The sequence below is a fragment of the Paenibacillus rigui genome (assembly GCF_002234615.1).
Taxonomy (GTDB): Bacteria; Bacillota; Bacilli; order Paenibacillales; family NBRC-103111; genus Paenibacillus_S; species Paenibacillus_S rigui.
The window spans coordinates 294,558-307,800 of record NZ_NMQW01000017.1; the positions used below are offsets into that span (position 1 = coordinate 294,558).

Consider the following 13,243-nt stretch of genomic DNA (forward strand, 5'->3'; position numbering starts at 1 on the left):
GATTTACCGCTCCCCCACCACCAATACCTCGGGAACAAGCGAGATGCCATATGCTTCTTTCACGGCTCGCTGCACTTGTTCAATGAGGGTGAGCACATCCTGAGCTGTCGCTTGCCCGGTGTTGACAATAAAATTGGCATGCAGCGGTGAAACCTCGGCGCCTCCGACTCGAAGTCCTTTCAGACCTGCCTCCTCGATCAGTCTAGCAGCATGATGTCCTTCGGGGTTACGGAAGACACTGCCTGCGCAGGCCAATTGAAGCGGCTGGGTACGCAATCGCCGGTCTTTATAAGCTGCCATGGCACCGGCAATTTCTTTTCTATCACCGGGCTGCAATTGGAATACGGCCTCTGTCACAATACCCGGCTGGCGTTGCAATAAAGAGTGCCGGTAGGCGTACTCGAGGTCAGCTTGCTGCATCGTTACCAATTCTCCTGTCGGGAGCAGCACTTCAGCTCGCAACAATATGCGTGATACATCCGACCCGTGAGCACCGGCGTTCATGTAGACGGCGCCTCCCACCGTTCCCGGAATACCTCCGGCGAACTCCAGTCCGGTCAATCCCTCCTTGCCGGCCATCACGGACAGCTTAATGAACGAATAAGCTCCTCCGGCATAAACCACGTCGCCTTCAAACCGAAGTGTCTCCAGCACGGGACCAAGTTTCAGGACGACCCCCCGTATTCCTTTATCGGCTACCAGCATATTGGAACCCCGGCCAAGCACAGTCCAAGGCACCTGATACCGATAGAGCAGTTGAACAGCATCAACAAGCTGTTCTTTGCTGCCGGGAATCAGAAGCACATCGGCCGGACCGCCGATTTTCCAAGTGGTATGAGGCGCAAGCGGTTCGTCTAAATACATTTCTCCAAAAGAACCGCTTTGCAATTGAGTAATGACCTGCTGCATGGGAAAACCTCCTTCACAGAACACCTAAAGCTCAAGCATTCGGCATGGCGCCGAAAACCGGGATATACAAACAGGCTGATTCGGCTTCACGTCCTTAAAGCTCTGTTTTCCTGCTTGCCGCATCCTCTCCGGGTGTCTGTCACGGTTATAGTGTAGTTTATGTTAAATCGGAAATAGTGTGACAATCGCCTAGACAGTTTCTTACGCACCGACGATAAACGGCCCCTCTGTCATCAAGGGATAGTTCAAGTTGATCAAAATATGGCAAGACCGATAGAGCCTCAAGCAATGAATGATTGGATTGACAACCTGCCGAATTGACAATCTACTTACTGTTCTCTTCAATCAGGCGAACAATCGCTGCGGTCGCATTCGTTTGTTCATTGGTACGGATGCACGCCGTCATCTTCTCCCGGTCCTCATACACATGGTTAACACTGTTCAGCAAGGTCTCTTTGGACAATTCTTCTTCAAATAACACCCTTGCATAGCCCTGCTTCTCAAAAGAAGCTGCATTCAGCAGCTGGTCTCCCCGGCTTGCCTGTCTAGTAAGCGGAATGAGCAGCATCGGCTTGCCCAGCGCCAAAAACTCAAAGATCGACGTCGCACCGGCACGGGAGATGACAAGCTCCGTCATGGCCAGCATATCGGCCAGCTCGTCATTGACGTACTCGAACTGTTTATAGCCGCGGCGCGCTTCATATGCAGCATCCTTCTGGCCTTTTCCGCATATATGTACGATCTGGTAACGTTCCAGCAGCGTATCCAGCGACTCCCGGACCGCCTGGTTAATTTTTTGCGCCCCTAGGCTGCCTCCCATAATAAGAAGAACCGGCTTTTGTTTGTGGAAATCACACAAATCATACCCACGGGCTGCATTGCCCTCCAAAATTTGGTCCCGAATCGGAAGTCCGGTACAGATGCCCTTATTCCCTTTGATATATTTCAAGGATTCCGGAAAGTTCACGCAAATTTTGCTGACAAAAGGAATCGATATTTTATTGGCCAAGCCGGGGGAAATATCCGATTCATGACTGATCACCGGAATTCGGTTCAGCCATGCGGCAACAATGACCGGAACAGAAACAAAGCCGCCTTTGGAAAACACAATGGACGGCTTAAGCTTCCGCATAAGTCTGTATGCGTCACCGACCCCTTTGATGACTTTGAAAGGGTCCTTGATGTTCTTAAGATCAAAATACCTTCTCAGCTTCCCCGATGAAATGGGATGGTATGGAATGCCTGCATGCTGAATAATCTCGCGCTCGATTCCATCCCTGGAGCCGATGTATTGGATAGTCCAGCCTTGCTTTTGGAGTTTGGAAATAATAGCGAGGTTAGGTGTAACATGACCTGCTGAACCGCCTCCTGTAAAGACGATGGTTTTCAAAAACAATCACCTCGCGTAACGGGAAATATTTAATAGAATGCCGATAGAGGTCAACATAAGGGTTAGGGAGGATCCGCCCGCACTAATTAATGGAAGCGTGATGCCGGTAACCGGGAACATGCCGATAACAACGCCGATGTTAATAATAACCTGAACGGCAATCATACCGACAATTCCGGTAGCAAGCAAGCTTCCAAATGTATCGGGAGCCGTAATTGCCGTACGCATGCCGCGCCACACGAGCAGCATAAACAAAATAAGTACGAAGGAACCTCCTATGAAGCCAAGCTCTTCAGAAATAATAGAAAAAATAAAATCGGTTTGCGGCTCGGGAAGGTAGCTGTACTTTTGCCGGCTCATCCCGAGGCCCAATCCGACAAGTCCTCCCGGTCCGATCGCATATAGCGATTGGATCGCTTGATAGCCTGCCCCAAGCGGATCCTGCCAAGGATCCAGAAACGCCGTAATCCGCTGCAAGCGATATGGTGCGGCAATAATCAGGCCGACTAAACCGGCAAGGCCGACCAGGCCAAGATAGGACAAATGCAGCATTCGGGCCCCTGCCGTATAAATAATGAGCAATGTGGCGCCTACGAGAACCGCCCCGGTCCCTAAATCCGGCTGCAGCATGATCATGCCGAAGGCGATCCCTACCAGCCCTAAAGGAGGCAGCAGCCCTTTGGTAAACAGCGTAATTTTACCCTGCTGCTCAGACAGCATCTTGGATAAAAACAGGATCATCCCGATTTTCATAAACTCGGAGGGCTGAATCCCGAACGAACCGATCCCGAGCCAGCTTCGGGCGCCTCCGCGCACTACGCCAATGCCGGGGATCAGTACGGCTACCAGCAGGACGAAACAGACGATGAGTCCGATTTTGGCATATTTTTTCCACACCCAATAATCGACGTTCATCGTAAAGAACATAGCGACAATGCCAAGTACAGCAAAAAGCAGCTGTCTTTTTAAATAGTAGTAATAATCTCCAAATTCATGAAATGCCAGCACTGCACTGGCGCTGTACACCATCACTACACCGATGGTAAGAAGCACCAAAGTACACATCAACATCGTTACATCCGGAGCAGACCGCGCTTTGACCATACGTGCCACCTCTAACCTTGAAAAATGGGAGGGGCAGCTTGTATACCCCTCTCTTACAGGTTATGCACGGACTCCTTAAACATGCTTCCCCTTTCCTCGTAGGAGGAAAACATGTCCCAGCTGGCGCATGCCGGAGATAGCAGGACAACATCCCCCGCTTCGGCCATGGCCGCCGCTTCACGCACAGCTTCCGTGACCGTATCCTGTACATTGTTAGCAGTATCGACGGTTTTCACTTGGCTCATGCCTGCCAGCCTGGCAACATGGACGATTTTTTCCTTGGTCTGACCGAGAGCTACAATGCCCTTGACGCGCTCCTTAAAGACAGGAAGCAGTTCCATATAGTCGGAACCCCGGTCCAGGCCGCCTGCAATCAGAATAACCTTGCTGTTAAGTGATTCAATTGTTTTGATGGTAGCCGTGGGATTCGTCGCTTTGGAGTTGTTATAAAACAACACGCCGTCCCGCGTAGCCACATGCTCTAAGCGATGCTCTACCCCGCGGAAATCGCGCAGCACCTCCGCAATGGTTTCCAGCGGAACGCCAGAAGTAATCGCCGCGCAGGAAGCGGCCAGCGCATTTTCCACATTAAAGCTCCCCGGAATCCCTATCTCATCCACGGCAATGATGTTATGTACGGCTCCCGATTTATCACGGTATACGACGATGCGATCTTCGACAGGGGTATTGTCAATCCAAACCGGACGAACAAATACTCCATATTCTAGCTCCTCCTTTAACGAAAACGGCAGCACCGACGCATGCACCTCAGAGGCCAGCCGGCGGCAAATCGGATCATCCCAATTCAACACGGCCGTATCCTCAGAGGTCTGGTTGGCAAACAGCTTCGCCTTCGACGCCACATAATCATCAATGGAACCATGGTAATCCAGATGCGTTTCGTACACATTCAACAAACAGGCAATGCGGGGCTGGAAATGAACGGTCCCCTTCAGCTGAAAGCTGCTCAGCTCCACGACCAGTATATTTTCGGGTGTTGCTTCTAATGCCGCTTCCGTCAAGGCTCTACCGATATTTCCCGCTACGATCGGGTTTAATCCCGCTTTATCGAGCATAAGACCGATCCAGGTGGTCGTCGTCGTTTTACCGTTCGAGCCGGTGATTCCTATCATCGGGGCTACGGTCACATACGCAGCTACTTCAACCTCGGTCACAATGTCAATTCCTAGCTGCTGGGCCTGTTGAATCGGCTCAATCGAGTAAGGAATCCCCGGATTTTTGACGACAAGACGAACCCCTTGGTGAATCAGGTCCGAGGGATGACTGCCGCAAATAACAGAAATACCCAGAGCCGTAAGTTCATCGGCCTCAGGGCATAGGGATCTTTCTTTTTTATCATTTACCGTAACGATGGCTCCCAGCTCGTGAAACAATTTGGCAACGGCAACTCCGCTGCGGGCCAGGCCCAGAATCACAATCTGCTCTCCGCGGTACTCTCTTGGATGCTTCATAAGCTACAACACCTCATTTAAAAATAGTCCGATCGCCGCCAGCACGATACCGGCAGTCCAAAACGTAATCACCACGCGCCATTCGGACCAGCCCGTCAGTTCAAAATGATGATGAATCGGGCTCATTTTAAACACCCGCTTCCCTCTTGTTTTGAAGGAGGTCACCTGAATGATAACCGAAAGCACTTCAACGACGAACACACCGCCGATCAGAATGAGCAGCACCTCGGCCTTGGTCAATATCGCAACCAGGGCTAAGCCTCCGCCGATGCCGAGGGATCCGGTATCTCCCATGAACACTTTGGCCGGATGGGCGTTGAACACTAGGAAGCCTAACACAGCACCCACCATGGCTGCGGAGAAGATGGCAACGTCGTGCTGTGAGTTGTTCAGCGCAATGATGGCATAGGCTCCGAACGCTACGGCACTTGTGCCGGCTAACAGTCCATCGAGGCCATCGGTGAAATTAACTGCGTTGGAGGTCCCCAGCATCATGACCACGACGAAGGGATAATAAAACCAACCCATCGGAATGGTGAAATCGAAATAAGGGATTTTCACATCCGTGCTGTGGCCGATTTGGGCAAGCAATACACAAACGATCACTGAGACGATCAGCTGTCCGATCAGCTTTTGCTTGGCGGTTAAGCCAAGGGACCGCTTCAAAATGATCTTGATGTAGTCATCCAAAAATCCGACCAGGCCATAGCCAAGAGCAGCGATCAGCAAAATGACCATCTCCATGCTCTTATCCGCAAAGCGCAGCACAGCCAGTGCCAATGCGAGCAAAATAATCGTGCCGCCCATGGTTGGCGTGCCTGTTTTTTTCAAATGGCTTTGCGGCCCGTCGGTGCGGACCTGCTGGCCGAATTTCAGTCTTCTCAGAAGAGGTATAAATAATGGCCCCATGATGACGGCTAATAAGAAGGCCGCCCCCAAAGTAATCATGACCACGTTAAAATCCACGGTAGTGTCCTCCTACAAACTTTCCTATGGAAAGTTACTTCGTAAGCATTGTCTGCTTTGTTTGCTACAGCTGCTGAAGCAATTGTACGACCTGCTCCAGCTTCATGCCCCGCGAGCCTTTGACAAGAACCACATCGTCTGAGGCTGCGTAAGCGGCGAGTGCCTGGGCCAGCCGGCTTTTATCGTCGAACACCAGCACACGTCCCTGCGGATAGCGGCGAGCCGCTTCGTCTGCGATGTGACGAGCCAGCTTGCCGAAGACGTACACTCGGTCAATCTGCTGCGGGTCAAGCATCGCGCCGATTTGACGATGGAACTCGGCCTCTTGATCGCCCAGCTCCAGCATATCGCCAAGCACAACGATTTTGCGTTTGTAGCCCTGGAGCTCCTTCAGCAGCTTGAGCGCTGCCTTCATGGAGGTCGGGCTGGCATTATAAGCGTCATTCAGGATCGTTAACCCCGACGGAGCCTTCATCATCTCAATGCGCATACTGGTCATTTCGAACGTCTTCAAACCTTGGGCAATCGTCGTGACGGCGATACCGAAATGAACGCCAACCGCAATGGCGGATAACGCATTTACCACGTTATGGGAACCCAGAAGAGGTATATAAAACGGTACTTCGTTAAAGCGCTGCACCTCAAAATGAGTACCTGCCGCATCCATTCTTACATGAATCGGAACCAAATCGTTATGTGATCCGGCTCCAAACTTTACACGGTGGTATCTCTTCGTTTTCATTGGCGCATCGTTCTGCTCAAGTTCTGATAGCACTTGCTCGATTAGCGGTTCATCCCCGTTATATACAAGAGTTCCGTCCTGCTGCAGCCCGGCCAAAATTTCGGTCTTGGCTCGAGCGATCTCTTCCCTCGAACCCAGCTGCAGTAAATGAGATTCTCCGATATTCGTAATCAGCGCAATTTCTGGCTCGGCCAGCTCCGATAGAAAGCGAATTTCCCCCCTGCTGCTCATCCCCATTTCCAGGATGGCAATCTGCGTATCTTCCTCCAGCTGAAGCAAGGTGAGCGGAAGTCCGATGTGATTGTTATAATTTCCCAAGGTTTTGTGCACCTTATAGGTAGTGGAAAGGACGGCAGCCGTCATATCCTTCGTCGTCGTCTTGCCATTACTTCCGGTAATGCCTACAATACGGACATCCAGCTGCTGATGGTATGATTTGGCCAGCGTCTGCAAGGCCGCTAACGTATCCTCAACGAAAATGAGCGGTACACCCGCTGGCGGCTGCTCATGATCCTTTTGCCAGAAGGAAGCCGCCGCTCCCTTGTCTATTGCATCCTGAACGAACTGGTGACCGTCGAAGGATTCCCCGATCAGAGGAATGTACAGACAGCCGGGAGGCAGTGTGCGGGTATCCTTGGACACGCCATGAATAATTAGCGAAGGATCCGTACCCGGGGCAAGCGTACCTCCTGCCATCTCCGCAATGCTCAGCACTGTTCTTTTAATCATCGAATCGACCCCTTATAGCATCTCTAGCAACCTCACGGTCATCAAAATCATGTTTGACCCCCATGATGTCCTGGTAGGTTTCATGGCCTTTGCCTGCAATGAGTACGACATCCAGCGGCCCTGCCTTAGCAATCGCGCGTCCGATCGCCACTCTGCGGTCTACAATCGCTTCAAACCGGTCAGGAGCATAGCCGGCTTCGGTTAAACCGGGCAGAATATCCTGCACAATCCGGGCGGGATCCTCTGTACGCGGGTTATCCGAGGTGACCAAAACATAGTCGCTGTAGGCCGCCGCTACTCTTCCCATCAGAGGCCGCTTCGTCCGATCCCTGTCGCCGCCGCAGCCGAACACGCAATAGATGCTCCCTTCCGCGAACTGAGCAATGGCAGCAAGTGCATTCTCGAGTCCGTCCGGCGTATGGGCATAGTCAACCAGCACAAGAAACGGCTGCCCTGCGTCGACAACCTCCATACGGCCTTCAACGGATTTGACCGACTCAAGACTCGTTTTGATCCCTTCCAATGGAAGATTTTCCAGCAGTGCCGCCGTAATAGCTGCTAAAGCATTGTACACATTAAACTTGCCTACAAGCTTCAGGTGAAAATCTAGTTCTCCCCGGAAGGTGACACAGCGGAAGCTCGTTCCTTTGGAGCTGAACCGAATGCTCTCGGCCCGGACATCCGCGTCGGCGTCAATCCCGTACGTTACAACTTGAGCAGACGTCAGCTTGGCATAATCAGCCGAAGCCGGCTCATCCGCATTCAGCACCGCGTACCGATGTTCATCCGGGTTACCCGAATAGTCATTGCCGAGCCTGGAGAAAAAGAGTCCCTTGGCCGCTTGGTAAGCCTCCATCGTCCCATGATAATCCAGATGGTCCTGCGTTAAATTCGTAAAAATTGCCGTACGGAAGCTGCAGCCCTTTACCCGGCCCAAATCCAAACCGTGGGAGGAAACTTCCATTATACAATAATCGGAGCCAATGTCACGCATCTTCGATAAGTTTTTTTGAAGCTCATGTGCGTCCTGGGTCGTTCCAATCGTTGCATACGTTTGAGAGCCTATTTTGGTATGCCCCGTACCGATCAGCCCGGTTGTGTGCCCTTGACTTGCAAAAATATGCTCGATCAGCGTCGTAGTCGTCGTTTTCCCATTCGTCCCCGTCACGCCGATCAGCTTCATGTCGCTGCTCGGATAACCGTACAAATGGCAGGACAACACGGCAAGCGCGTCCCACGTATCCTTCACAAACAGCTTGGGGGCATCCACATCCACATCATGCTCGACTACAATAGCGGAGGCGCCGTTGCTTACGGCTTGTGCAGCATACAGATGCCGGTCTGCTATCCCGGTTTTGCCGGTTACGCAAACAAACAAATCTCCTTGTTTCACCTTTCGGGAATCGATTTCGATCCCCGAAATTTCTATGCTATCATCACCCAAAATACGGCTGACCGCAAGCTGGGAAGCCAATTCTTTTAACTTCATGGGTTCCCCTCCGTTTTTTACACATGGTATCTATTATGGACAAAAAAAGCGCCGCTGAAAAGCCTATTTTTTTAAAAACGATGAAAATGTTATTTCGGCCCTTCCGGCGTCGGGTCCTTATCCGATAAATAGATCCGGATCGTCGATCCTTGCTCCACTTTAACTCCCGGTTTCGGCACTTGATTCGTTACATAAGTCCCCACTCCAGACTTGGCCAGCAGGAAATTGGAATTTAAATCCTCATATATATCCGTCACGCTCATACCAACCAGGTTAGGAACCTCCACTTGCTTCGGATCTCCGTATACATATTTGCGCTCCAGCTGATCCTTGCGAGGCGGGACGTTCATGTAGTGAAGAGCGTCTTCCATAATGCTTTTGACAAGCGGTGCCGCGATCAATCCGCCGAATTGAAGACCTTGCGGATCATCCACAGCTGCATAGACAACGACCTTCGGGTCGTCGGCTGGAGCGAAGCCAATGAAGGACACGATATGTTCATCTGCCGAGTATCGCCCGTTAATAACCTTTTGCGCCGTCCCCGTCTTACCTCCGACACGATAGCCTTCGATAAAGGCATTGCGTCCGGTGCCGTTCGCAACGACACTTTCCAGCGTTTGCCTCACCTGCTTGGACGTCTCTTCGGAAATAACCTGGCGGACCAGCTCCGGCTTGATCGCCTCCTGCAGCTGCCCCGTCTCCGGGCTGTACCATGCACGGGCCACATGCGGCTTGAACAGCTTCCCGCCGTTAATCGCTGCGGAAACCGCCGTAACCTGTTGAATCGGAGTAACGGAAACCCCTTGACCGAAGGAGGTTGTAGCCAGCTCCACCGGACCTACCCGGTTCAGCTTGAACATGATTCCATTTTCTTCGCCGCCCAAGTCTATCCCCGTCTTCTTGCCGAAGCCAAAGTTGGTGATATAATCGAACAGCTTTTCTTTGCCTAACCGCTGCCCCATTACAACAAATCCGGGGTTGCAGGAATTTTCGACCACTTGCAAAAAGGTTTCACTGCCATGCCCTCCCCGTTTCCAGCAGCGAAGTCTCGCCCCTGCTACCTCAATCGCGCCCGGGTCATGGAAGCCTTCATTTAAATTCACTTTTTTCTCTTCCAAAGCTGCTGCAAGCGTAATAATTTTGAAGGTGGACCCGGGTTCGTATGTCATCCAAATCGGTAAATTGCGATTATACGTTTCCTTCGGGAAATCACGGAAGTTCCCGGGATCGTAGCCCGGCCTCGCACCCATAGCCAATATTTCACCGTTGTTCGGATCCATCATGATCGCAATCGCATTTTTGGCCTGATACTTCACCATCGCCTGATCCAGTTCACGCTCCAGCACCGATTGCAAATGGCTGTCGATCGTCAGCTGCAGGTTCATGCCGTCATGAGGCTTTTCATACTTATCCGTGGAGTTAGGCATCGTGCCCCCGTTCGCCGCAGCCAAATATGAAATATTGCCTCCAATGCCGGTAAGCAGATTGTTGTACTTCAATTCTATGCCCGTCAAGCCTTGATTATCAATGCCGGTGAATCCAAGAATGTGGGCAGCCAGCCCTCCGAACGGATAGTATCTTTTATTGTCTTCGGCTACAAAAATTCCGGGAAGCTCGAGCGCCCGAATCTCGGCAGCCTTTTCCATCGTCATTTTACGTCCGGCGGGTTTGATATAGACACTTGATTTCCTCTGTGTAATCATTTGGAAAATAGAGTCTTCCGTCATTTGAAGTGCCGAGGCCAGCTTCGCCGCAGTTGTTCTGGCATCCTTGATTTGGGCCGGAATGGCCAGAACTGTAGGCGAGCTTATGTTATAGGCTAACTGGACGCCATTGCGGTCCCAAACCTCTCCTCTTTTTGCTGCAAAAGGAATTTCGCGCCTCCACGATTCCTCCGCCATCTGACTCAGCTCCGGCCCCTTCCATATTTGAACGTACGCGAGCCGCACGATCAATGCGAAAAACAAGACCGTTCCTATAATCAATGCCGTGAATAGTCGACGACGAACCGTTACATTCGATGCCCTCATGACCGTTCGATCCCCTCCTGAATAGTTGTCTAGATCGTTTCATATCCAGAATATTCAGGACAACCCGGGGATAGAACAAGCTTACCTTGGCGGCTGGGATGCTTTTTTCGCGTTGCTGTCCGCGTTTTTGCTCGAATCCGAGGTTTTCGCCGCATCCCCCGTTTTAGCAGAGGTCGATTTGTCGGATTTCCCTGTCGAAGCAGGGGGCGCACCAGCACTGTCTGTATCTGACTGCAGCAGTTCGTTGTAAGGCTTCAGCTGCAATGTAAGCACTCTCGATTCCCCGTCCCCGGCAAGGGACTGTGAAGCCACATAGCCTTCGCCCGCCGATTGGCATTTCACTTTGATAATCGAGCACACTTCCATCGCTTCCCTTAACGATTTGCCTGTCATATCCGGGATGGAAATGTCCCCGTTCTCCTGCATGACTACATAAATTCGTTGGGTCGTACCGATTTCAGTACCACTGGCCGGAGATTGGGAGACGATTTTCGAACCTTTGCCGACGCTCTCCACTTCCACTCCGTACTTATTCATCGTCGTTCTGGCCGTATCCAGCGTTAAGCCTGACAAATCCGGCATGATAGCTTTCGTTTCTTTCTCAGAGGACTTCATTTGCTGAGCAGATGAAGGTACACCCATGTAACGCAGCGTTTGTGACACAATTTCCTTAAAGGCCGGAGCCGCCACTTCGCCGCCTCGATGGTAGTCCCCGCCCAAATCCGGTTCGTCCGCAATGATCGTCAGCAAAATTTTCGGATCCTCTACAGGAGCATAGCCGATAAAGGAAATAACCCACTTGCCTTCCGCATAGCCTTTGCCCCCAGGCTCAACCTTGTTGGCTGTACCGGTTTTCCCTGCTACCGTATAGCCCTCGATTGCCGCGTTTTTCCCTGTACCGATCGCTTTATCGCTAACGACCTGCTCCAAATACCCGCCGACGAGCCCTGCCGTTTTCTCCGAAACGACCTGACGAACCACCTTGGGCTCGAACGATTGAATGACTTCCTTCGTCTTTGGATTGTATATTTCCCTTACAACGTGAGGCCACATCAGCTTGCCGCCGTTGGCAACCGCACCGTAAGCCGCCGTCTGTTGAATAGCCGTTGCAGTTAAGCCTTGACCGTAGGTGGCCGTTGCAAATTCTGCAGGGTAACGCATATTGATAATACCGGGCACCTCACCAGGCAGGTCAACGCCCGTTTTTGCGCCGAAGCCGAATTTTTTGATGTACTCCAATAATTTGGGCTGCCCCAGCTTCTCGTAGCCTAGCTTAACGAAAGCGACGTTACTAGATCTTTTTAAGCCTTCCAGATATGTAATTTGCCCCCAGCCGGATATATTATGGTCATGCAATGTGCGACCCGGAACCTTGATGGAACCGGATTGGTACAGCTCATTCGGATTAAAGAGATTCTCTTCTATGGTGGCAGCGAGAGTAACCAGCTTGAAGGTTGATCCCGGCTCATATTGGGAAGCAATCGTATTGTTCAGAAAATCACTCTGGTTTTGGAAGTCCCAGTACTTGTTCGGGTTAAAATTCGGATAGCTGGCCATCCCCAAAATTTCCATCGTCTTCGGATCTGCCGCAATAGCCGTCAAGCTCTTCGGATGATACTTATTAAACACCTTTTCCAAGGCGCTCTCTATATAAAATTGGATATTTTTGTCGATCGTCAATTTGACATTATTCCCGTCCACGGCAGGAACATAGCTTACTTTGGCATCAGGAAGCTCTACGCCATTGCGGTCCTTTTCATAAGTTAAGGAGCCCGGGGTTCCCTTCAGCACCTCATCAAATTTGGACTCCATCCCCAGCTTGGCCTGGCCTTCCTTATCATAGTAGCCCAGCAAGTGAGCGGCCAATTCCCCGCCTGGGTAAAAACGCTTCTGCTCCTTGAGCAAATAGATGCCGACATTGGTTTTGGTGCCCGTCTGCTTCTTCAAATCTTCCACAAGCAGACGAACTTGATCGGCCACTTCCGCGTCGATTTTCCAGCCCTCATTCCGGATTTCAACCTGCGGGTTCGGCTTGGTGTAAGTTTTGGTTAGCCTTGAGAGAATCTTTGCTTCAAGCTCCGCTATGGCAGTCGAATTATCCGAGGTTTTCAATATAGCGGCAAGGCCTTTGCTCACTGCATTTTCGAGATGATATTTCTTGATCAGGGTAGGACTCAATGCAATCGTATAAGCAGGCGCATCCTCTGCCAGCACTTTATCATTGCGGTCCACGATCGCACCCCGAACGGGCCTGAGAACCTCCTCGGCCTCCCATTTCTCCTGGGCTTTCGCTAGTAATTCCGCTCCTTGAACGACCTGGACCCAATACAATCTGCCTACCAAGGCAACAAAAAAGAGGGTGAATACCCCCCCGATTAGCAAAGATCTTAGCTTTATTTTTTTGCTCATATG

General features: G+C 51.3%; 9 protein-coding genes. All 9 read right to left on the reverse strand.

What is annotated here, in order from left to right; all coding sequences use genetic code 11:
• Positions 1 to 3: 3 nt before the first annotated feature.
• The gene (murB, locus tag CF651_RS12575) at positions 4 to 909 is read right to left on the reverse strand and encodes a UDP-N-acetylmuramate dehydrogenase (protein WP_094015195.1); all 906 of its coding nucleotides are present in this window, start codon (positions 907 to 909) and stop codon (positions 4 to 6) included.
• Between the two features lie 325 nt (positions 910 to 1,234).
• Positions 1,235 to 2,299 carry an undecaprenyldiphospho-muramoylpentapeptide beta-N-acetylglucosaminyltransferase gene (locus CF651_RS12580; protein WP_094015196.1) on the reverse strand — a complete coding sequence of 355 codons (1,065 nt, stop codon included), beginning with the start codon at positions 2,297 to 2,299 and terminating at the stop codon, positions 1,235 to 1,237.
• A gap of 6 nt (positions 2,300 to 2,305) precedes the next feature.
• Positions 2,306 to 3,403, reverse strand: coding sequence for a stage V sporulation protein E (gene spoVE, locus CF651_RS12585; protein WP_094015197.1), 1,098 nt, complete (start codon positions 3,401 to 3,403; stop codon positions 2,306 to 2,308).
• A gap of 53 nt (positions 3,404 to 3,456) precedes the next feature.
• Entirely contained in the window at positions 3,457 to 4,875 is a 1,419-nt protein-coding gene (murD, locus tag CF651_RS12590) for a UDP-N-acetylmuramoyl-L-alanine--D-glutamate ligase (protein ID WP_094015198.1), read from the reverse strand.
• Positions 4,876 to 4,878: 3 nt separating this feature from the next.
• Positions 4,879 to 5,841: a phospho-N-acetylmuramoyl-pentapeptide-transferase gene (gene mraY / locus CF651_RS12595; protein ID WP_094015199.1), complete on the reverse strand. Its 963-nt coding sequence runs from the start codon at positions 5,839 to 5,841 to the stop codon at positions 4,879 to 4,881.
• Positions 5,842 to 5,905: 64 nt separating this feature from the next.
• Entirely contained in the window at positions 5,906 to 7,312 is a 1,407-nt protein-coding gene (locus tag CF651_RS12600) for a UDP-N-acetylmuramoyl-tripeptide--D-alanyl-D-alanine ligase (RefSeq protein WP_094015200.1), read from the reverse strand.
• The gene (locus CF651_RS12605; RefSeq protein WP_094015201.1) at positions 7,305 to 8,801 is read right to left on the reverse strand and encodes a UDP-N-acetylmuramoyl-L-alanyl-D-glutamate--2,6-diaminopimelate ligase; all 1,497 of its coding nucleotides are present in this window, start codon (positions 8,799 to 8,801) and stop codon (positions 7,305 to 7,307) included. Before CF651_RS12605 ends, CF651_RS12600 begins: the two co-directional genes overlap by 8 nt.
• Before the next feature lie 89 nt (positions 8,802 to 8,890).
• The gene (locus CF651_RS12610; RefSeq protein ID WP_094015202.1) at positions 8,891 to 10,831 is read right to left on the reverse strand and encodes a stage V sporulation protein D; all 1,941 of its coding nucleotides are present in this window, start codon (positions 10,829 to 10,831) and stop codon (positions 8,891 to 8,893) included.
• An 81-nt stretch (positions 10,832 to 10,912) separates the two neighbouring features.
• Positions 10,913 to 13,240, reverse strand: a complete 2,328-nt coding sequence (locus CF651_RS12615) for a peptidoglycan D,D-transpeptidase FtsI family protein (RefSeq protein ID WP_094015203.1) — start codon at positions 13,238 to 13,240, stop codon at positions 10,913 to 10,915.
• Between the last annotated feature and the right edge of the window lie 3 nt (positions 13,241 to 13,243).